This is a genomic window from Methanoculleus frigidifontis, from assembly GCF_030464345.1.
GTDB lineage: Archaea > Halobacteriota > Methanomicrobia > Methanomicrobiales > Methanoculleaceae > Methanoculleus_A > Methanoculleus_A frigidifontis.
The window spans coordinates 352,084-372,963 of record NZ_VCYH01000002.1 but is presented as its reverse complement, the minus strand read 5'-3'; the positions used below and the strand labels follow the sequence as shown (position 1 = coordinate 372,963).

The following is a 20,880-nucleotide window of genomic DNA, read 5'->3' as shown; positions in this document are numbered from 1 at the left end:
GTTCACCTCAGAATCCGTACACGGCTCCCCTTCGGGTTGTCTCGAATGAGGTCCTCGATGCTCATACACGTTCCGTTGGCGCCGGTGATCTTGCTTGCCGCGGCCTCGGAAAAGTTCAGCGCGGCCACCGTTACCGGCAGTTCAAGCACGCCGCTTCCGAGCACCTTGCCGGGTACCAGGATCGTCTCGCCCTCGTTTGCGTACCGCTGGATCTTGCTGATATTCACTTCGGCATAGCTCTTTGCCGGGCTATCCAGCCGTTTTGCAATTTCACGCCAGATCTTGGCCTCATGGGTGCGCGATGCATCTTTGAGCATCGCAATGAGGCCTGCAAGGCGTGGGTTCGTCTTAGTAACTGACTTCTTCATCTGCACCCTCTCCGGTAATCTCCGTCAAAACTTCCACCAGGTCGTCTGATTTGGTCTGGATATACTGCAGTGCTCTCTTGATGATCTCGCTGACCGGCATCGACCCGTCGCCCTCCACGACAAAGATGAATCTGCTTTCATCGGCGCTGACGTGGATTGCAGGCTCGGCTCCAATCCCGCCGGCGAGACAGGCCTTTTCGCAGAGGCGGCACATCGAGCAGAGCTCGAGGCGGCCTTCCACGACGTTGACTTTGCCGTGCTCCGTCTCCAGGACGCCGCGGGGGCATTCATCGACGCACATCCCGCATGCGTCGCAGTTGCCGTCGATGACGATGACCGGATAGTTCTTGAAACCGCAGGCAACAGTCGGTTGCCATTTGGCGTGCTCTTTTCCGGTGGCGACGACGGCATGCGCCTCGAGTACGATCTTCTGATCGCGTGCGAGCTCGATGATGGGGATCTTCTCTTCGGCCGGTGCGGCATCCGGGTCCTGCGGGATCAGGTCGCTTGAAGTGACCATCCCCGGCCCCTCGACGCTGAGCGTGTAGGTCGCCGTGCAGACGGGGCAGACACCTTCTTCACAGGTGCACTCGTCTTTGGGCTTGTAGCGTCTCAGGTCGGTCTTGAGGGGGATGAGGCCCAGCCGATGGGTGAGCATCTCATCGAAGAGGACGCTGGTATTGTCGTAGATGCGCACGTCTTCGATGGCGAGCGTGGGAACTTCGCTGATCATGGCACGTCTGAGCGTGTTGGCAAACGCAGGGCTTGCTCCGCTCAGAACGAATTTTGCGACTCTCTCATCAAGTTGAGCAAACGCAATATCCATTAAACTCTCCTTCCTCTCCGTCCGCCTTTGCCACGGATTCCGTCGTGCGGCACCGGAGTGACATCTTCGATGCGGCCGATCCGCATGCCTGCACGTGCGAGGGCGCGGATGGCTGCCTGAGCGCCGGGACCGGGGCTGCGCTGTTTCCCGCGGCCGGGTGCGCGAACCTTGACGTGGACGCCGGTGATGCCCTTGTCGCGGGCGTTGTGTGCGACCTGCGTCGCCATCTGCATTGCTGCGTAGGGCGAGCTCTCGTTCCGGTCCTGTTTCACGACCATACCGCCGCTGCTCTTGGTGACGGTCTCGGCACCGGAGAGATCGGTGACAGTGATGATGGTGTTGTTAAAGGAGGCGAAGATGTGCGCGACGCCCCACTTCTCTTTGTTGTCTGCCATGCCTTATCTCACTCCTACGCGTGCAATCCTGTCCCGCTCGGGGTGGACTTCGTTCGTCAGCGGCGAGGGGCCGTAGTAGCCGATCTCCGCCTCTTCCCGCTTTGCGACACGGTAGCTCGGGATGGTGACCCGGCGTCCGCCGACGGCGATGTGGCCGTGGGTGATGAACTGGCGTGCCTGCTTCGGAGAGCGTGCAAGACCTTTCCTGCAGACCATGGTCTGGAGGCGGCGGTCGAGCTGCTGCTCGACTTTGAGTGCCAGGACGTTGTCGATGTCGGCCCCTTCGCCGATGATGCCGTAGCGCTGCAGGTGGCTTACGAGCTGGGCTCTCTTCTTCTCGAACTCTTCCTGGTGCGCGGCACCTGCGGACTTCAGAGCGACGAGTTCACGGGCTGCGGTACGGTACTTGCGGATGACGCTCTGCGCCTTCCAGATCTCGCGCTTGTTGCGCAGGCCGTACTCGATGACCAGCCGCTTTTCGTCCTCAAGACGGGTCTTTTCGAAGCGCCGTTTCGGTGTGGCGTACTGTTTGTGGTTCTTTCCCGGATATCCCATGGTATCACCAGCGTTATGACTTCTTCCTCTTCACACCGACGGTCGTGCCCGTTCTGCCCGTGGACTTGGTGCGCTGACCCCTGACCTTCTGCCCGGTCTCGTGCCGGATGCCGCGGTAGCAGCGGATCTTGCGCATGCGGTTGACGTCTTCCTCGAACATCATCGTCAGGTCGTTGCCGAGGAGGTGTTTGGACTCGCCGGTGTAGATGTCCTTGGGACGGTTGACCATCCAGGAAGGCACCGAGGATGTGTAGGCGTCGACGGCGTTTGCAATACGTTCAACCGATTCGTCGTCGAGTTTCCCGAGGGTTGCGTGAGGGTTGACCTCTGCGAGCCGGGAGATGGTGCGCGAGGTGTGTGCCCCGACGCCCTTTAAGCCCGTCAGTGCGATATGCACTGCCTTGGTTCCGTCGAGATCGGTGTTTCTGATCCGAACAAAGTATTTTATCTCTTCTTCATCCATGAAATCGCCTCATGACCGGTGGTGTCGATGATCTGCAATCGTTTGGAAGCGCTGAGGGAGGGATTTGAACCCTCGAGTCCCAGGGGGACACAGGTTTAGCAAACCTGCGCCATACCAGGCTTGGCTACCTCAACATAGAATGTCGCATCTTTCGACACTCGCAACACCGACGGTGTTGCTCCAGACACAGTTTTCTATGGTGTGTGCTCAAATAATTTTGTTGGATTTGGTTATAATGGTTGTGGTGTTCAGGGGGCACGAGACCGGGCGACGCCGGCTCCTATCAGCGCAGAGGTGATGATGGGGAGTGCAATCGTCGCGTCGCAGAAGCACTGGACGCGGGGAGACAGCGGGGCCTCTTTGCCCCAGCTGATCGCCTCTTCGAAGGTGCACCCGGAGAGGCCGCCCCAGTGGGGTGCGTCGGTGGTGTACTGGATTGCGTAGGCGTGGCCGCCGAGGTCCTGGTTGTGGATCGACGCGATGACCTGGGTCTGCTGGATGAAGTTCTTCGGGACACCGCCGCCGACGTAGACGACGCCGGTCTTCTGCGCGCCCTCGACGATCCGGGTGATCTCGTCGGTGTCGGCGATCTGGTCGACGTCGACCGCGACGCCCCGGCGGCGCGCCATCACGAGCCCGATGCCGATCGAGGAGTCGCAGAGCGCCGGGACGAAGATCGGGACGCCCTCTGCGGCGCAGGTGGCGACGAGCGATCTGCCTTCGGGACGCTCTTTTGCCACCCACTCGCCGAGCCGCGCGATGAACTCCCGCGACGATCCCCGGAAGGGCGCGATCTCGTCGGCAAACCGGGCGATCTCGGCGTCGATCTCCCGAAACTGGCTCTCGTAGGCGAAGACGTCGTAGATCCGGTCGATCCCCTGCTCATAGAGCGCGGTGTCGTCGGCGTGGTGGTGGCCGAGGTAGTGGCGGACGCCGAGGTGTTCGCAGGTGTCGTGGAAGACGTTCGCACCGGTCGAGACGATTGCGTCCACGTACCGGCGCTTCACAAGCTCGATCAGGCAGTTCTGCATCCCTGCCGGCACCATCGCGCCGGAGAGGCCGAGGAGGATCGTGCAGTCGGGGTCTTTGATCATCTCGGTCCAGATGCCGAGAGATTCGCCGAGTTTTCTTCCCTGAAAGCCTGTCTTGCTCATTGATTCGAGGAGTGCCGTAATATTGACGTTCGGTTCGACTGGCTGGGTGGGCTTCATAGTCAGTTCCGGTTATGGATTTTGCCTGAAGGCTATTAAATACGTGGCACCGGGGGCGATGCTTTTGGATCTGGTGCAATTCTTTCGGGAGACGTATTGCTGTGCGGAACTCGGCTACATATCTACAGAGACGTGCGACGTATCTACCGTTCCTCGTACAGTGGACTGTGACGGATGTCTCCATGGGGGTGGGGGATGCCCCATTAGCGTTACCCTGAGATACGGGGATTTGCGCGTATACCGTGTTCTTCCCCTGACGGGCCGGGGACGACCTTTTTCCCGGGCGTCTCCCCATGCCGTGGACTCTGGCGGCTATCGCCGTTGGGGTGGGGCTGACGGGGAGGGGTTTCCCCCTCCCCTGTCTTACGCGAAGATCCGCACACCTCACCCCCCACCTCGCCCGGCCTCCTCCCCCGCCCCTGGGGGCGGGGGCAGTCATGGCGATACCCCGGGGAAAGCCCATGCCCCCGAATACCCCGGGTTGCGGTCATCCGGAGCAAGAGATGGAACCTCATCACGTGCCTGGACCCCGCCGAGAGCAACAGGAATTCAGCGCATCCAGAGGGTACGGTAGCGTCTATGGGGGCCGCCCCTCTCCCCCGGCGCGATTGCCCCCACGGTCCATTGGTCCGGAAAGCCGGGGTATACAATGTGCGAACCCGTGCGTTACGGGAGCGTCCGTACCGGCCCGATGACCGTGAGCGTGTTGTCGATATGGTCGATCGCCACGTATGCGCCGCCGTCTATCTCAGCGTAGGATCTGCCGAAGGGCTCACCGGTCCACGTCCACGAGGGGTTGTTCGGCGTGCAGCGGTCTGCCTCCCGCAGAATGTACGCTTCGTGCGGAAGGGACGGTTTCAGCACGACGAGCCCGACACACGTATTCGAAGGTCGTCTGTGACAACGTCGCCGGTGGTGAACTTCGGCTGGACATATGGGGTGCCCGGCGGGTTTGTATCGATGCGTTCGGTCGTCGGAACCGGTGGAGGTGGCGTGGTGATGGTCGTGGTGTTCTGAATCCCTGCCCGGTCTGACGTACACCCCGCCGCCAGGATGGCGCTTACCGCTATCAGGAGCACTATACATATGAGATACTGTTTTCCGGCCATGAGAGGTGGTCTTCGCGAGGGCATATAGCCGTACTGACGGCTCCGGGATAGACGCGGATGCGCTTTTTTGAAAAGTCTGGAAAGCCGGGGACGTCTCGCGATTTGGGGGGTCGTTGTGGCTTCCGGTCGATACGAGGAACGCTCCTGTTTACCAGCAGTGTCTGCGGGCCTTCGGCAGGACGCATCCGTACGCTTTCCGGGAGGGGTGTCGCTGTGTGGTACTTGAAGGCAGATTTTACCCTGGCTTTCCCGGAAAAACCGTGCCGTGACGGATGTCTCCACGGGGGTGGGGCCAGGGGAGGGGGCCGCCCCCCTCCCCTGATACCCTTCCCCCGCTTGCGATTGCCCCTACGGTCCGCTGTCCGGTGAATGCATCGAGAGCGTCTACCTGTTGCCGCCGTATGTCCCTACCCCTCCGTCCGTTCATCTCCGAAAGCCTCCGCTCCCGATCTTCGAGCGTCTGAAAAAAGGTAGGGTTGTATTTCCGCAGCGTTACAGCGCGCGTATCAGCGAATTCTTCGTGATGACACCGACGACTTTGCGGCCGTCCGTGACCGGCACCGAGCTGAAGCCCTTGCTGAGCATCATGTCGATCGTCTCGGAGACGCTCTTCTCCGCGCTGACGGCGACGAGCGGCGAGCTCATGATGTCGCGGACGAGGAGGTTTCGGATCCGGTGGTCCTGGTACTTGCTCTCCACGACCTCCTTGAAGGAGAACATCGCCTTGGCGACGTCGATCTCCGTCACGATGCCCATGAGTTCGTCGCCGTCCGCGACGATGAAGCGGTCGATGTTGTCGTCGAGCATCCTGCGGCGGAGGTGCACCGCCCGCTCTTCGGCCTGGATGGTGTAGGCCGGCTCCATGACGTCTGCGATGCTGCCCGACGGCTTCAGGACCCGGAGTATCTCTTCAGCGCCCACCTGGCCGATAAGCCGGTGTTCACTGTCGAGGACGACCACGAGCTTGTAGTGCTGGAGCAGGGGCACCAGGACGGCGATGTTCTGGTCCGGGTATGCCGAGGTGAAGTCCTCCTCGACGGTGTTTGCCACGTGGATGGACGTCGCTGCGATCATGGAGTTTTTTCTGCTCCCGAGCGTCTCGGCGATGGCGGCCCGTGAGGTCGTGCCGACGACCGTGCCGTTATTGGTGACGATGAGTGGATCGGCCCCTTCGTCGAGCATCTTCTTCAGCGCGTCGCTGACAACTGCCGATTTCGCGATGGTGCGGGGCTTTGACATGATGTCTTTGATCTGTATCTGAAATCTCTCGCTCATTTTGCCACTTCCTTGATGATATCGTCTCGTGTGATTATTCCCCTGATCTCGTCGCCGTCGGTGACGACGAGGCTGTTGACGTGGTGTTCGAGCATCGTGGCGACCGCTTCCCCGAGCATTGTGCCGGGGGCGATGGTGATCACCGGGCGGGTCATGATATCCTCGGCGACGGCGGCCACCTCTGTGACGTACCTGAAGCGTTTCCTCCCCCCCGGTTCGGCCTTCCGCAGATGGGTGATGTCTTTGACCGGGAGATTCATCTTCTCATCCAGGTACTCGAAGAATGCTATGTTGCTCTCCGTTATAATACCTGCCAGACTGCCGTTGTCGTTAACGACGACGAGCTTGTCCGTGTTCCCTTTTATCGTGTCGATGATGTGGTCGAGTGAATGGTAACGGTTGACGGTGACGGCATCCTCCATAACGGCGTCGGCGCGGGCCTCGAGCCCCTGGATATAGGCGGAGCGCATGATGTCCGACTTGGTGACGATCCCGGTGACCTTCCCGTCCTCGACGACCGGCAGTCCGCTGATATCCTTCTCGAGCATCGTGATCGCTATATCCCGGGTGCCGGTCTCGGGAGCCGCCGTGAGGGGCTCGGGAGCCATCAGGATGCTGACCGGGATCCGGTCGATCGGCCGTCTGCGCCAGATCGGCTCGCTGTGGCGCAGCCGGTATGCGATATCCTTCTTCGTCAGAATCCCCTGCAGGGCGTCGCCTTCCATGACCGGCAGGCGGGACACCCGGTGCTTGAGCATGAGGTTTCGGGCATAGCCCACACTCTCGGTGGGGGCAACGACATAGACCGGTGAGGTCATCACATCAACTGCACGCATTTTTTCGTTCACTCCTCAAGAAACGCTTTCACAAGATCGTACTCGGTGATGAGGCCGACAAGGTGAGAGTCTTCAATGACCGGCATCGCGCCGATATTATGCTGGAGCATCTCGACGGCGGTGTCGTGGATGTTCTTCTCCGGCGTGGTGGTATGCAGTTCGCCGGACATCAGAGAGCGGACCGGCAGCGCCATCACCTCCGCGGCGTCCCCGGTGACCAGTTTCTCAAAGACCTGGCCGTTGCCGAGGTACTTCATGATGTCGGTCGCCGTGATGATGCCGCAGAGGACGTCGTCGGAGACGACCGGCAGCCGCCGGAACTGGTGCTTCACCATCTTCCTGCTGACCTCCCCGACGGGGCTGTCGGGGCGGGCGACCCGCACCGAGGCGTTCATGGTCTCCTCCACCGTCCGGGACGCGTTCTCGGTGGTAAGCACCTTCATGACGTCGCGTTCGGTCACGATGCCCCGGAGGTCGCCGTCGGCATCGACGATCGGGACGCCGCTGACGTTCCGGTGCAGGATGGCATCGACGGCGTCCATGATATGGGCGCTGTCCTGCAGGGTGATCAGGTGCGGGCTCATGATCTCCCGGAGGGTGTCGTTGATGGCGGCCAGGAAGTTGCCCCGGTGCTTCACCTGCACCAGGTTGAACTTGTCGCCGCCGCCCATGAAGTTGATGATGTCGCTGTTCGTGACGATGCCGCGGAGTTTCCCGCTTCCGGCATCCGTGATGGGGAGACGCCGGAACCCTTCGCGGGTCATCGTCTCGACGGCCTGGATGATCGGGGTCGTCTGGTGGGCGGTGATGACGTTTTTGGTGGCGATGGCCATGATCTCGCCGTTGTATTCAACGACCCGCGATTTGAAATCGACCGGGCCGCGGTCGAGTTTGCCGGGCATCTTCAGCAGCTTGTCTGCCTGCTTCTTTTTCTGGTTATTCTGATGCATACGGTATCATTCCTGTATCACTAAGGCGTTCAGCACATCGTGCCGGTCGATGATGCCGACGAGATGCGCGTCTTCCACAACCGGGAGCCGGCTGATATTGTGCCTGACCATCAGGGCGGCGGCGGCACCCACCGTCTCGTCCGGTGAGACGGTGACGGCCGGCGTCGTCATGATGCGTTCGACGGTCGAATCGGCCGCATTCTTGACTGCGGTGCGGACGCTCCCTGCACGGAGGAGGTCTCGCCGGGAGACGATGCCGATCAAGTCTCGTTTCGCCACCACGGGAAAGGCTGAAAAACCGCTTGCCGTGATGAGGGTGTATATCCTGGGTATCGGGTCGTGCGGGGCGGCGGTGACGACGTCGCGTGACATGACGTCTGCTACCCTGCCGCGGATCTCATGGCGGGAGGTGAGGACCGGAAAGAGGTCGGAGAGGAGCACTCCGCCGAGCACCCTGCCGTCCGTATCGACGATTGCGGCGCTGCTGCTGGAGTATTTCCGGATGGCCTGGGCAACCTGCCCGAGGGGTGCATCCGGGCTCGTCGTCGCGGCTTCTTTCACGAAACCTTCCACCGTGACGTTCGACTTTGTCCCGGTCACCTTAAGGGCGTCGGATATATCGAGATACCCGAGCAGGTGATCCCGGTCGTCCAGCACGTAGAGTTCGCGAAAGACGTCTTCCCGCAGGACGCTGCGTGCTTTCGTGACGAAATCGTTGTAGTGCAGTTTTGGTACAGCTACCATAAGATCCGACGCAACCTTCATGAGATTCGTTCCTCCTCTCTGCACGCGGGGCAGAGCATCAGGGCATCGATGCGCATCAGGTCGTCCGACATCGTCCCGCAGCGGTCGCAGACGCCGATCTCGTAGTTCTCTTCGCGGTTGATCTCGATCAGGTCGGCCATGAGTTCGTTCATCTCGTTGGCCACCGTGAGGATGTCCCGGACGGTCACCATGCCGATGACCTGCTGGTTCTCGACGACGGGAAGCCGGCGCACCCGGTGCCTCACCATCATCGAGGCGGCGTCGGCGACGAGCTTCTCCGCACCGATGGTGATCAGCGGCGTACTCATGATGTCGCTGATCTGCACGCTGCCCGGCTTTCTGTCCTGTGCAACTACCTTACAGTTGATATCTTCTTCGGTGATGATCCCTATCGGCAGGTTGCTCTCCAGGACGATGCAGCTGCCGACCTCGTCGCGGCACATCGCCCGCGCTGCATCTGCGACCGTTTCGTGTACGTCGATTGTTGTCGGATGGCTCCGCATCACCTCTCTGATGGGAACGCGTACTTCGAGGTGGATCGAATCGTTGTGGTTTGCCATGAAACTCACCCTGTATGGTCGCTGCTTCGAGCTGATCCTTCAGGTTCACCTGTATCTAGGATTCAGCAGTATAAAAGAATTCGTGTGGCCGGCGGAGCAAATGAAGTCACAGAATCGATTAAATCGTCCGCTATTACATATAATTATATTTATTTATGAGTGACATAGTGTTACTAATACGGATAAAAAAAGAGAGATCTTGAGGGTGCAGAATGACATTCTTTGTACGTACGAAGCAGAAGATTTCGCGGTTCCTGAAGACGTTCTTTAAGAAACGTTCTTCCCGCATTGGGATCTACGGCCCGCCCAATGCCGGTAAGACGACGCTTGCAAACAGGATCGTGCGGGACTGGACAGGGGACGCTGTCGGGCCGGTCAGCGAAGTGCCGCACGAGACACGCCGTGTGCGCAGAAAGGAGAACATTACGATTACCGGGAACGACGGGCAGTCCATCAACATCGATATCGTCGATACGCCGGGGGTGACGACGAAGATCGACTACAACGAGTTTCTGGAGTACGGGATGGAGAAGGACGACGCGGTCAAGAGAGCCCGGGAAGCCACGGAGGGTGTTGCCGAAGCGATGCACTGGCTCCGGGAGGACATCGATGGCGTCATCTACATGCTCGATGCGACGCAGGACCCGTTCATGCAGGTGAATATTATGATGGTCGGGATCATCGAGAGCAGGAAACTGCCGGTCCTCATCGTCGCGAACAAGAACGATCTTCCCGACGCTTCGGCCGCCCGGATCAAGAGCGCGTTCCCGCAGCACCCTGTCGTTTCGATCTCGGGTCTCGAGGGCAACAACGTGGAAGAACTGTACGAGAAGATGGCGAGTTATTTCGGGTGATGTAGATGATTCAGGGTGTCCAGATTGACCTGATCTCCGCGGACCGCCTCGAGCGGCTGACAGCGATGGAGAAGATCCGGCTGATTCTCGATGATGTCATGGAGGGTAATATCGTCGTCCTCGAGCGCGGCCTTGCTCCCGACGAGCAGAGCAAACTCATCGAGGTGACGATGCGCGAGATCACCCCGGACGGGTTCTCCGGGATTGAGATGGAGACATATCCTCTGAAGGATTCGGGAGGATTCTTCGGCAAGCTCTTCGGCGGCAAGAAGAGCGAGAGCCGGCTGACGGTGATCGGGCCGGCAAACCAGCTCAAGATGCTGAAGAAGGAGAAGGATCTCATCAGCGCGTGGATTTCTTCACGGTGAGCAGTGATGCCTCACAAATGCACACAATGCGGCAGGGAGTTTGAGGACGGCTCGACGAAGATCCTGAAGGGATGTCCGAGCTGCGGCGGCAAGAAGTTTCTGTATATCCGGGAGGCTCGCCGGCACGACGACGTGCTGGAGGAAAAAAGCCTCGAGGAGATCATCGATGGTGCCGGAGTCGAGGACGTCCTCGAGGTGAAGCCTGCCCGCTCGTCGCGTGAGGTTGAGGTCTACGACCGTGTCGAGAGCATCCGGATCCTCGGACCGGGTTCCTACGAGCTGAATATCGAGAAGATGGCGCAGAGCGACGAGGTCGTCGTCCGCCTCGACCGCGAGGGGAAGTATATGGTGGATATCCTCTCGATGTCAAAGAAGAAAAAACGGGAGTGACGAAGGAGGGGGCTTTTTCGTCACCGCCGCGTTTTTCCAAAGACCGTCTGTCCTCCCTTTTTTCGAGCGCGAAAGTATAAATGTCCTGACGACCAGGTACAAGACAGATTACTGCAATACTTGAGGCCAGGATTGCGGTCGCCGTCATATTCCGGGAAGATTCTCCGCTTATCAGCATTCTCCCACGGGCAGATCATATCGCTCTTCACCGATGCCCGGCGGTTTTTGACCGAAGAAGCCTCTGATACGGTGTGCACGAAGAGTCACACGGAGGAAGAAGATGAAACCACGCTATATCTCATCACTCGACCAGATCGCCGGTTTCCCCGCAGAGGACTTTCGCGCTCTGGAAACGATCACCGAAAATTTCGCGTTCCGTGCGAATGACTATTATCTCTCGCTTATCAACTGGCAGGATACTGCCGATCCTATCCGCCGTCTCATTATCCCCTGCGCCGATGAGGCGGAGGCGTGGGGCAGGCTCGACCCGTCCTCGGAAGGGTCGTATACGGTCGCGCCCGGGCTGCAGCACAAGTACCGCGAGACGGCGCTCCTGCTCGTAAGCGACGTCTGCGGGGGGCTCTGCCGCTACTGCTTCCGAAAACGCCTCTTCATTGAGGATTCACGTGAGGTGAACCGGGATATCTCGGCGGGGCTTGCCTATATCCGCGAGCATCCCGAGATCACCAACGTCCTCCTCACCGGCGGCGACCCGCTGGTCCTCTCGACGGAACGGCTGCAGGAGACCGTCGCGGCCCTGCGGGAGATCGACCACGTGCAGATCATCCGTATCGGCTCGAAGATGCCTGCGTTCAACCCCTACCGGATCACGACCGACCCGGCTCTCCTCGACCTGATCCGGGACTACAGCACTCCGGAAAAGAGGATCTATATTATGGCGCAGTTCAGCCACCCGCGGGAGCTCTCCCCCGTCGCCCTGGAGGGAGTGGCGCTTCTGCAGGACGCGGGGGCGATCGTCATGAACCAGACGCCCCTGATCCGGGGGATCAACGACGACCCGGAGGTTCTTGCCGAGCTCTTCAGGACGCTCTCGTTCATCGGCGCGAGCCCCTACTACGTCTTCCAGTGCCGCCCGACGGTCGGCAACCGGACCTACGCCGTGCCGGTCGAGGAGTCGTACCGGATCTTCGAGCAGGCGCGGGGGATGTGCTCGGGCCTTGCGAAACGCGCCCGGTTCGTGATGTCCCATGCTGCCGGCAAGATCGAGGTCGTCGGGATGACGCCGGAGTATACCTTCTTTAAGTACAACCAGGCGGCCGACCCGGCGAACCTCGGGCGGTTCATGGTTTATCGGAGCGATCCGGAAGCCTACTGGTTCGACGACTACACCGAGCTCGTCGACGAGGGGCAGGTCATCGAACCTGACCGGGATTCGTAAGGCGTCTTTTTACCCCTGTCTTCTCCTCTGCCGCGCCGGAACGGTGCCGTCCGTTCGCGCCGGCGGTTTTTCGCCCCCGCATCCCGGGGATACGGGCGGCATTTCAGGTTACCGGACGCGGACAGGTTTTAACTTCGCGTCTTTGCCCGCGATCAGCCCCAGTTTCTTCAGGTCGGTGAGGATTCCGTCCACATACTCCTCGGTCAGGACGAACGATGCGAGGTTCTGCTGTTCTTCGAGGAGCCGGGTGTCGAAACTGAGTGTCTCTTCGATGACCTCCTCTTTGCTTGCCCTGCCGCGCTCTTCGAGGAACGTCATGATCCGGTCGACAATGAACTGCGAAAACGTGCTGTTGTTCCGGAACGCGAAGTAGGAGTCCTCGTCGATGTCCATCTCGTCGAGGACCTGCCAGAGCCGGTCCCGGTCGTCGATCAGGAGGATATCCGGCCCCATCGAAACGGCATAGCGCTCTTCTGCAAAGACGGTGAGTTTCACACTGATACCATGCTCGCTCAGGGTTTCGGGTTCCATCTCACAGAGCGGATAGTCGGGGAGGTACGTATACGCTTCCTCCGGGTCGATCGAGCGCACGAACCGGCGGCCTTCGTCCGTTCTCTCGACCAGCTCGTTATCTTCCAGCAGGGCATCCACCCCGATTGCGGCAAGTGTGTCATCGATCCGTGCGCGTTCTTCCTCCTCAATCCCTTCCTTTGCCCGCGCTTCCCCGATCAGCGTGACGATGTCCGTGAGAACGGCCTTCTCGGGGACGAGCTCCCCGACGGCGTGCTCCTGCAGGAATGCACGGAGCTTTTCAAGCCTGCTCTCCATGGCCTTCTTCAGGGTGACGTAGATCGCAACGGGCTCTGCATCGTCGGGGCTGGCTTCGATGCGGGCAATCTCTTTTTCCAGGAGGATGAGGAAGTCCCGTATCCTGCCGCGGAACATCGTGTCGGGGACGAGATCGTGCACCGTGCGAACCTTGCCGCTGCAGCCTGCCGAACGGATGAATTTGAGGAATTCTTCTGCTTCTGTTTTCTCGAGAAACAGCAGCTCTTCTTCCAGAACCATTCTGCAGATCTCAAACCTGCCGGGATATTAATTCTGCCGGTCGCGGGCCGGTTGGCATCCGGTGCCGGGCGCCGGCCGCTCCCGCCCACGGCTCCCCGGGCAGAATGGATACTCTTATGCAGACCCGCAGGGAACTTCTTCTCACCGTTGCCGATGGCTGCGGCGGGTTCCAGTCGGCGAAACGACCCGCCGAACCCGGCAATTTGCGGAACGAACGAGAGATATAGGGGTGATGATGTATGCCGGCGAAGAAGCGTCTCTTTGAGAATGTGTATCAGTTCAAGATCACCCTTCGGGAGATTCGGCCTCCCATCTGGCGGAGGATCCAGGTCCCGGAGACCTGCTCGTTCTGGGATCTCCACGTCGCTATCCAGGACGCGATGGGCTGGACGGACGCCCACCTGCACGAGTTTCGGATGCGCGATCCGCGGAGCGGTGGGAACGTGGATATCGGCTACCCAAATGAGTTCTCCGGCGAGACGCTGCTCGGGTGGAGGACCGCCATTGCCGATTTCTTCTCTCCCGAAAACCCGAGAGCCGTGTATACCTATGATTTCGGCGACGACTGGGAGCACCTGGTCGTTCTTGAGAAGATCCTGCCCAAAGAGCCCGGCATCCCGTATCCCCGGTGCATAAAAGGCAAGCGTGCATGTCCGCCCGAGGATATCGGCGGGGTGTGGGGGTACTACGACCTGCTTGAGGATCTGAAGAACCCCGGTGCCCGGGATGGGGACGAAGATGAGTGGGATGCGTATGAGTTCGATCCTGAGGAGTTCGACTGCGCCGACGTTTCTTTCGACGATCCGAAGAAACGGCTGAAGTATGCGGGGGAAATCGGCCTTTTGTGACGGGTGCGGGGAGCGGCCCGGTCTTGCGCGTGCAGTCAGGCACGCTCAATGATCCGCCGGTCCTCCACGCGATCGAGGATCTCGAGAAACCGCTTCTTTCTCGAATGCGTGTGCCGCAGTTCTGCGAGATACTTTTCCCACGCCTGCTGCTCCATCCGCGGCCGCATCCTTCTCAGGTAGCGGGCGGACTCCTCGTACGAGCGCGGGCGGGTCTCGGCGATGAGCTTCTCCGCCCTTTTTCTTCAGATGGCAACCGCCCGCTCCGGAAATGCGTCGGCGATCGCTTCTGCGACCCGGTCTTCCAGGGCATGCCGCAGGAAGCAAAGGCTTACTTGCCATGCTCAAAGGCTTACTTACCATGCTTGAAGCCCTACCTGCCATGCCTACCTACCGGGCTTGCGGAGGCTATCCCGAAACCTCGGGCAGAGAAGTCCGCCGGGCATGTGCCTTCGTCAGTAGGTCCTGACCTTCAGCCCCGGAACGTGGGTGAAGTGGCGGTCACGGGTGACGATCTCGCCGTCGCCCGCGAGCGTGATTGCGGCGATCACCTCGTCGAAATCTCCGATCGGTCTGCCGCTCCCCCGAAGTTCGGCGGCGAGCGTGCCGAAGACGCGGTAGGTCTCGTCGGTGATCGGAAGCTCGATCAGCGCCTGGACGATCGCTTCGACCTCCCGGAGATTTTCCTGCACCGATGCCGAGAGAAACGCCCCGCGATAGAGCTCGAGGATGTTGATGGGGGTGGTTGCAAGGGGCTGTCCTTCCTGCTCCATCGCTTCAAGCGTTCGCATCGCCTCCGGGTCGTGCCGGATCAGGTCGATAAGCAGGGACGTGTCAAGTGTCGGCATCGAAGTCGACCTCACGCATCGAAGCATTTCTCATCTCGTCCGAGGCTTTCTGGACCGAATCGGCCAGAGCAGGATTTGACCCGAACTCCTTGAGGATGTCCGAGAGTTTCTTCTTCGGCGGGGTGTACTTCAGGATAACTTCAGAAAAACTCATGTTCGAGGGGCCTTTCAGCCGTGAAAGTCTTTCATATGCATCGTCGCTGATGCTGATCGTCCTGGTTCCCATGCCTGTGTATGTGTATGTATGTGTATTTATGATCTCGCGCTCTTCGGCGCCTCGTCCGGCCGGGAGGTTTTCGTCGGGATCGTTCTTCGCCGGTTCTGGGGTGCCGCAATACACTCCGGCAACCCCGGATACCCTGCCGGACCGTGCCTTTGCCCCGGCATGCCGCAGTATCGGGTCGGGACTCCGGAGGTTGGCGAGGGCTGGCTCCCCGGGCTGTGGGGAGTGCCCCGGGGTCGCCCTCCCGACGGGTGAAAAGAAGGGTATTCCGGGTTTATTTTTCGATTTTACCGCCCGTTTCATACGGCGGATCCCGGTCCTGGAATTAGGCGAAGAATATCGTCCCGATTGCCGGGAAACGGCAGGATCCGAGGGCCATATCGCCTATATGCGGGAGGGTAATTTTTCAAGGATGTCTGGTATGGACGGGGCCGCGATCGGCCGTCTGAGGGCATCTATGAGGGTCGTTTTTTTCGGCAGCTCCGGGTGGAGTGGGGGTATTTAAACGTTGCTTTACCGAAACGGCAGCCCTGGCGCATGCCCGGCGGGGCCGGGTGGTGTCGCCCCCCCGAAGCCTGAAAATGGGGTTAAATCGGCGTTCTTTTTCGATTTTCGCGACTGTTCCTGATGACGGATCCCGGCCTGGGGATTGGGCGGAGGATTTTGCCCGGATTGCCGAAATATGACAGTATCGTAAGGCCGTAGCGGCGATATGCGGGAGGGTAATTTTTTGAGGATGTCCGGTATGGGTGAGGTCGAGATCGGCCGTCTGGGGGCTTCTGTGGAGGTGGTTTTTTTGGGGGGTTGGCCCGGAATTACTGATATGTAAGGATTGCTTAACCAAAACGGCAGCCGCGAGCACGCAGGGAGCCCGTGCCTAAGGCCGGCAGCGGCGGATCCGCCACAGTTGCATGGTGGCGAAGCCCTTAATACTAATCTGGATTAGTACTAATCATGATTAGGGAGTTCGTCGACCGCGAGACCGAGCGCGCTCTCCTCGAGGAGGAGTGGCGGAAGGGCGGCGGGCGGTTGATCATCCTCTACGGCCGCCGCCGGATCGGTAAGACCCGGCTCGTCACCGAGTTCATCCGCGGCAAGGAGGGCATTCTCCACTTCGCCGAGGACACCGCACCGCAGATCCAGATCCGGCGGCTGCAGGAGGAGATGGCACGGTTCTTCGCCGACACGCTCCTCGGCTCGCTCGAACTTGCGACCTGGGACCAGCTCTTCACCTACCTCGCGCAAAAACCTCTTCCGGAGCGGCGCTACCTCGTCATCGACGAGTTCACCTATCTGATCAAGAACGATCCGGCCATCCTCTCCGCCCTCCAGAAGGCCTGGGATACCGCTCTTGCAGAGTCGAACTGGTGCATCCTCCTCTCCGGGTCGATGCTCGGGCTGATGACCGACACCGCCCTCTCCTACACCTCTCCGCTCTACGGGCGGCGGACCCGCGACATGCTTCTTGGGCCGCTGCGGTTCGCGGATGCACGAAAACTACTCCCTTCATTCTCCTTTCAGGACGCCCTCAAGGCGCACCTGACCATCGGCGGCATCCCCGAGTACCTCCTCAAGGCCGCCGACTACCCAGGCTACGCGGCCTTCGTCGAGCGGGAATTCTTCAATCGATACGGCTACTTCTACCGGGAGCCCTCCTTTCTCCTCTCGCAGGAGTTTCGGGAGCTGAAGACCTACCAGGCGATCCTCAATGCCGTCGCCGTCGGCAACACCGCGCCCGGCACGATCGCCCAGTTCTGCGGCATGGACGCCCGCCACCTCTACCCCTACCTCGAGGCGATGACCCGGCTCGGGATCATCGAAAAGGAGCTGCCCCTGCTCGGCAGCCGGCGGCAGGGAGTGTACCGGATCCGGGACGCTGTCTTCGACTTCTGGTACAACTTCGTCTTCGCACGCCGACAGGCGATCGAGATGGAGAACCACCCTGCGGATGCCGTCGATCTGAACCCCTACTTCGGCAAGCGGTTCGAGGCCTTTGTGCGCAGCGAGTTCGCCCGAACCTTCCTGCCGGGCTACACCGTCGGGCGGTGGTGGTACCGCGGCGAGGAGATCGACCTGGTCGCCGTCCGGGAGCGTGACGGGAGCATCATCTTTGGGGAATGCAAGTGGGGGAATCTTACCGAGCGGAAGGCCCGCGGCCTGCTCACGCGGCTCGTGCAGAAGGCGGAGCACGTCCGGCACGAGCAGTGCCGCAGCGAACGCTTCTGTCTTGTCGCCGGCGGCGTTGAGGGGAAGGACCGGCTCCGGGCGGAGGGGTTCCTCGTCTACGATCTTGCGGACATCGAGGCGGCGTGCACCGGGGGCCACCTTCTCAGTGGATGAAAAGAGGGGTGAATCGGGGTTATTTTTCGATTTTAGCGAAGATCCCGGATGGCGGATCTCGCCTCAGGAATTAAACGGATCATATCGCCCCGATCCCTGAAAAGCGCCAGGATCGCGAGGCCATACCGGCGATATGATCGATGGTAATTTTCCAAGGATGTTTCCTATGGCCCACCCCGGGATCGGCCGTCTGCGGGCATCTATGAGGGTCGTTTTTTTCGGCAGCTTTGGGTGGAGTGCAGGTATGTAAACGTTGCTTTACCGAAACGGCAGCCCTGGCGCATTCCCGGCGGGGCCGGGCGGGGTCGCCCTCGCACCGGGTGAAAAGAGGGGCAATTCAGCGTTATTTTTCGATTTTCGCGAAGGTTGCCGAGGGCGGATCACGGCCTGGGGATTGGGCGGAGGATATCGCTTCGATTCGCGAAATGCGGCAGGATCCGAGGGTTATATTGGCGATATGAGCGAGGGTAATTTTTGAAGGGTGTCTGGTATGGGCGGGGCAGAGATCGGCTGTCTGTGGGCTTCTGTGAGGGTGGTTTTTTTCGGAGGGGGTTGGCGGGATTTTAAATGACTGTTGCCTAATCACAATCTAAATCCGGAACCTTTACATATTCGACAGGGTTCTGGCATAATTAATGGGGAAGCAGGGTCCCTGCCGCTTTGATCACAAAAGTTGCATGGTCTTGCTGATGATGGAACTTCGTTTTCCTTGTTTCCATTGCATACTGGACATGGGGCAGGTATTAATATTGGCTTCGTTGGATCTTTCCCTGTGCCGCGACAATAAGCACATGGTCTGCGCAATAGTTTTCCAGTAACTCCTGGGAACTTGGGTTTTTCCAATGCTGTTTCCTTTCCTGGGAAAGGAGGTGGATGTGATGGTTTTCCCCTCTCCTGTGAGATGCCTTGCAACAACCTCTCCTTTGCTTGATCTTCATTGAGGCTAACTAAATTGATATGTATTATCGCCTTAAGAAGGCCGGATAGGACTGTTTCACGAACCATTATTGGGATTATTTTTCTTTGTTCGCCCGTGGAATCTTCACAAAATTTTGATGTCCATTCTGCCTGACAATACTCAGAATCAAGATAATCCGGTGATAAAATCAGAAGCATCACGTTTGCCTTTTTTAAGGCGTTGTCCATCCGGTTAACAAAGTTATTTCCAGGTTGGAAATCCCAATCATCAATTCTTACTGAGTAGTTCTTTTCTTCTAACGCCCACGCGACCCACTTCGCCCACGATTTATCGGCTGTATTGTAACTTATAAAGAAATCATCCGCCACACAGGATTGTCGGCTTGGCAAATGATTAATGTTTGGCCGGCGAGCACGCTCGGTGGAATTGGTGCTGCGGGCAGTGTGGGAGTTCTGCAAAAATATTCGTCACGGTTATACCTCATGTGATTTAGATGAACTAACATGAAAAAACCGTTAAAAGAAACTATTGGTCTCTTTGTATTCATAGCAGTTGCTTACATATTGTTGTGTGCAATCTTTTATCTCACGCAAAGTTGCCCTTCGTACATGAGAGATGCTGCAACGTCACTTGTTGTTGCCATGGTCGGAGGTGTTGCCGCTGGCGTGTATTTAAATTACATTAGAAGAAACCTTCAGACGCGAGATTAAGGCAGATCTGCTCCGCCGTGGTGGATTGTTCTTGTTAGCGACTACGAACACTTACCAGTCTCCTTGCTGGTAATGTTCCGTTCAGCGTAGCATTGTATTTATCTCTGGTGAGCGTAATCTTGGCACATGATGACCTCACCTGTGGTAACTGTTTGCAAATCCTGCAAATAGACTGACATCATGGATCCAAAAGAGTAAAGTGATCTCCACTTCTGAGTTGCCGATTTGGTCATTAGAATGGATAATCCTCGGGGCTATCGAAATATTCCTCGAAATTTTTAAAGGTCACTGTGGACCCACCGCTGGTGACAAAGAAACCGTCCCTTGCAATGACCAATCCTTCGAATGATCCCCCTCCAAAAGACACCTTTCCATTGGGTGCGAATAACACTCCTTCAATATCGATATCCCAGTAGCCGGTTAGACTAATATCCCCGTTGCTTGCTACAATTATTACATTTTCAGCAGCAGTTGTCGACCAATGTTTACTGAGTGTGTAACTATCAGCAAAAATTTTCATGTTGCTGCTCAAATCACCCCCTGATACATATCCGTGGTCTGAGTACCAATCAGCAGATTTCACGGGAGGTATGTCGAGATTTGGGATCTCAAAACCGGGGACTTCCGGAACGTGTGGTGTCTGAATACACTTATCGAGAATTGCTTTGGGGTACCCGCCTGGTTTTGTCAAACCTCCTGTATATTCTATTTGTTTGTCTACAGTGGGAGTCCTATCCAATTGGACGTTACCGTTAACATAAACATTACCCCGAGTGCGTGCACTCTTTAAATACAGATCTCCTCCTTGATATAAATCGCCGTAAATATCTCCATTGCGTAGGTTTACATTTTCTTTAACGTACACATTACCATAAAATGTCGGGGTTACGGTTTCGTCAATATCTAAACTACCAGAAACATACGTGTCGCCGTAAAAAGCATGATCTCCTGCTACTTTTAATTTTAAATCGCCATTGATATATACTGAGCCGGGGTTTGTATCTGATCCTAATGTTATGCTCCCTCGAGTGAATTCCACATTACCATCAATGTATATATTTGAAACGAGTAGTTGGGCATTATCATTAAGATCTGTTGTTATCAGATTGCCTTTTATTATGGTCGCAGCACCGGGGCCATTTACCTGGTTGCCGGCAAATTGTAACTGATTCCCATAAACAAAGACGTTCTCATCGATGACATACGAGACAAAATCAAATCCTGCAACCTGACTGAAGCTGTAGAGCAGGTCCGACCGCGAGCTCCCAGCGTAGATTACCTGCACCAATTCCGGAGTGCCGGAGTACTCCAGCACCTCTCCAATCGACCAGTCGCCCCCTTCTATCTGGTCAGAAAAATCTTCCTCGCGGCTGTCGATGAGTATTCGTAATTCGTCGTCGCGGATCGGGTCGCCGCCTTGGTGTTCGATATATACGGTGCCTCCCTCGTAAGCGACGTCTATTTTAGCGGCAGGAAGAGGGTCCTCGTTTCCAAATTGTGAGATCATCCCGACAGCAAAGATGGATGCGGCAAGTCCGATTACGGAGATCAGGAGGACGGTTGCGACAACCTCGGATACGGCTCGATCGTTCTGCATCATATG

At 58.2% G+C, this 20,880-nt stretch carries 24 protein-coding genes and 1 tRNA gene; 6 read left to right on the top strand and 19 right to left on the bottom strand.

The window, feature by feature from the left end:
- Positions 1-2: 2 nt before the first annotated feature.
- From FGU65_RS04710 to FGU65_RS04650, 13 genes are all read right to left on the bottom strand, one after another.
- Positions 3-368 (bottom strand): 50S ribosomal protein L18e, encoded by a 366-nt coding sequence (locus tag FGU65_RS04710; protein WP_301663258.1) that lies wholly within the window; start codon positions 366-368, stop codon positions 3-5.
- A complete protein-coding gene (locus tag FGU65_RS04705) occupies positions 349-1,194 on the bottom strand; it encodes a DNA-directed RNA polymerase subunit D (protein WP_301663257.1) in 846 nt (281 codons plus the stop codon). The genes FGU65_RS04710 and FGU65_RS04705 overlap by 20 nt, the downstream gene beginning before the upstream one ends.
- Positions 1,194-1,589, bottom strand: a complete 396-nt coding sequence (locus FGU65_RS04700; RefSeq protein ID WP_301663256.1) for a 30S ribosomal protein S11 — start codon at positions 1,587-1,589, stop codon at positions 1,194-1,196. The genes FGU65_RS04705 and FGU65_RS04700 overlap by 1 nt, the downstream gene beginning before the upstream one ends.
- Positions 1,590-1,592: 3 nt before the next feature.
- Positions 1,593-2,144, bottom strand: a complete 552-nt coding sequence (locus FGU65_RS04695) for a 30S ribosomal protein S4 (RefSeq protein ID WP_301663255.1) — start codon at positions 2,142-2,144, stop codon at positions 1,593-1,595.
- Positions 2,145-2,157: 13 nt separating this feature from the next.
- Positions 2,158-2,607, bottom strand: coding sequence for a 30S ribosomal protein S13 (locus tag FGU65_RS04690; RefSeq protein WP_301663254.1), 450 nt, complete (start codon positions 2,605-2,607; stop codon positions 2,158-2,160).
- Between the two features lie 49 nt (positions 2,608-2,656).
- Positions 2,657-2,741: transfer RNA gene (locus FGU65_RS04685), tRNA-Ser, on the bottom strand.
- Between the two features lie 114 nt (positions 2,742-2,855).
- Positions 2,856-3,818 (bottom strand): deoxyhypusine synthase, encoded by a 963-nt coding sequence (locus FGU65_RS04680; RefSeq protein WP_301663253.1) that lies wholly within the window; start codon positions 3,816-3,818, stop codon positions 2,856-2,858.
- Between the two features lie 666 nt (positions 3,819-4,484).
- The gene (locus FGU65_RS04675; RefSeq protein ID WP_301663252.1) at positions 4,485-4,682 is read right to left on the bottom strand and encodes a hypothetical protein; all 198 of its coding nucleotides are present in this window, start codon (positions 4,680-4,682) and stop codon (positions 4,485-4,487) included.
- Positions 4,683-5,419: 737 nt separating this feature from the next.
- Positions 5,420-6,202, bottom strand: a complete 783-nt coding sequence (locus FGU65_RS04670) for a CBS domain-containing protein (RefSeq protein WP_301663251.1) — start codon at positions 6,200-6,202, stop codon at positions 5,420-5,422.
- The gene (locus tag FGU65_RS04665) at positions 6,199-7,038 is read right to left on the bottom strand and encodes a CBS domain-containing protein (RefSeq protein ID WP_301663250.1); all 840 of its coding nucleotides are present in this window, start codon (positions 7,036-7,038) and stop codon (positions 6,199-6,201) included. The genes FGU65_RS04670 and FGU65_RS04665 overlap by 4 nt, the downstream gene beginning before the upstream one ends.
- 8 nt (positions 7,039-7,046) lie before the next feature.
- Positions 7,047-7,988 carry a CBS domain-containing protein gene (locus tag FGU65_RS04660; protein ID WP_301663249.1) on the bottom strand — a complete coding sequence of 314 codons (942 nt, stop codon included), beginning with the start codon at positions 7,986-7,988 and terminating at the stop codon, positions 7,047-7,049.
- A 6-nt stretch (positions 7,989-7,994) separates the two neighbouring features.
- Entirely contained in the window at positions 7,995-8,753 is a 759-nt protein-coding gene (locus FGU65_RS04655) for a CBS domain-containing protein (protein ID WP_301663248.1), read from the bottom strand.
- A complete protein-coding gene (locus FGU65_RS04650) occupies positions 8,750-9,313 on the bottom strand; it encodes a CBS domain-containing protein (protein ID WP_301663247.1) in 564 nt (187 codons plus the stop codon). The genes FGU65_RS04655 and FGU65_RS04650 overlap by 4 nt, the downstream gene beginning before the upstream one ends.
- 212 nt (positions 9,314-9,525) lie before the next feature.
- Here FGU65_RS04650 and FGU65_RS04645 point away from each other — a divergent pair, with 212 nt between their 5' ends.
- The 4 genes from FGU65_RS04645 to FGU65_RS04630 all read left to right on the top strand — a co-directional run bounded on the left by FGU65_RS04645 (position 9,526) and on the right by FGU65_RS04630 (position 12,324).
- Positions 9,526-10,167, top strand: a complete 642-nt coding sequence (locus FGU65_RS04645; protein WP_301663246.1) for an Era-like GTP-binding protein — start codon at positions 9,526-9,528, stop codon at positions 10,165-10,167.
- A 5-nt stretch (positions 10,168-10,172) separates the two neighbouring features.
- Positions 10,173-10,535, top strand: coding sequence for a DUF2073 domain-containing protein (locus tag FGU65_RS04640; RefSeq protein ID WP_301663245.1), 363 nt, complete (start codon positions 10,173-10,175; stop codon positions 10,533-10,535).
- Between the two features lie 6 nt (positions 10,536-10,541).
- Positions 10,542-10,925 carry a Zn-ribbon domain-containing protein gene (locus tag FGU65_RS04635; RefSeq protein ID WP_301663244.1) on the top strand — a complete coding sequence of 128 codons (384 nt, stop codon included), beginning with the start codon at positions 10,542-10,544 and terminating at the stop codon, positions 10,923-10,925.
- 280 nt (positions 10,926-11,205) lie between these two features.
- Positions 11,206-12,324, top strand: a complete 1,119-nt coding sequence (locus FGU65_RS04630; protein WP_301663243.1) for a KamA family radical SAM protein — start codon at positions 11,206-11,208, stop codon at positions 12,322-12,324.
- Positions 12,325-12,432: 108 nt separating this feature from the next.
- Here the strand turns inward: FGU65_RS04630 and FGU65_RS04625 are convergent, their stop codons facing one another.
- Positions 12,433-13,392, bottom strand: coding sequence for a hypothetical protein (locus FGU65_RS04625; protein ID WP_301663242.1), 960 nt, complete (start codon positions 13,390-13,392; stop codon positions 12,433-12,435).
- 239 nt (positions 13,393-13,631) lie between these two features.
- Between FGU65_RS04625 and FGU65_RS04620 the strand changes: the two genes are divergently transcribed.
- Positions 13,632-14,240, top strand: a complete 609-nt coding sequence (locus FGU65_RS04620; RefSeq protein WP_301663241.1) for a plasmid pRiA4b ORF-3 family protein — start codon at positions 13,632-13,634, stop codon at positions 14,238-14,240.
- Positions 14,241-14,275: 35 nt separating this feature from the next.
- Here the strand turns inward: FGU65_RS04620 and FGU65_RS04615 are convergent, their stop codons facing one another.
- From FGU65_RS04615 to FGU65_RS04605, 3 genes are all read right to left on the bottom strand, one after another.
- A complete protein-coding gene (locus FGU65_RS04615) occupies positions 14,276-14,407 on the bottom strand; it encodes a hypothetical protein (RefSeq protein ID WP_301663240.1) in 132 nt (43 codons plus the stop codon).
- A 285-nt stretch (positions 14,408-14,692) separates the two neighbouring features.
- Complete coding sequence (locus tag FGU65_RS04610; protein ID WP_301663239.1) at positions 14,693-15,085, bottom strand: type II toxin-antitoxin system VapC family toxin; 393 nt, start codon at positions 15,083-15,085, stop codon at positions 14,693-14,695.
- Complete coding sequence (locus FGU65_RS04605) at positions 15,072-15,311, bottom strand: antitoxin VapB family protein (protein WP_301663238.1); 240 nt, start codon at positions 15,309-15,311, stop codon at positions 15,072-15,074. The genes FGU65_RS04610 and FGU65_RS04605 overlap by 14 nt, the downstream gene beginning before the upstream one ends.
- A gap of 951 nt (positions 15,312-16,262) precedes the next feature.
- Between FGU65_RS04605 and FGU65_RS04600 the strand changes: the two genes are divergently transcribed.
- On the top strand, positions 16,263-17,648 hold the full coding sequence (locus FGU65_RS04600) for an ATP-binding protein (protein ID WP_301663237.1): 1,386 nt from the start codon (positions 16,263-16,265) through the stop codon (positions 17,646-17,648).
- 582 nt (positions 17,649-18,230) lie between these two features.
- Here the strand turns inward: FGU65_RS04600 and FGU65_RS04595 are convergent.
- Entirely contained in the window at positions 18,231-18,935 is a 705-nt protein-coding gene (locus FGU65_RS04595; RefSeq protein WP_301663236.1) for a toll/interleukin-1 receptor domain-containing protein, read from the bottom strand.
- A 574-nt stretch (positions 18,936-19,509) separates the two neighbouring features.
- Complete coding sequence (locus tag FGU65_RS04590; protein WP_301663235.1) at positions 19,510-20,877, bottom strand: type IV pilin N-terminal domain-containing protein; 1,368 nt, start codon at positions 20,875-20,877, stop codon at positions 19,510-19,512.
- Positions 20,878-20,880: the final 3 nt, after the last annotated feature.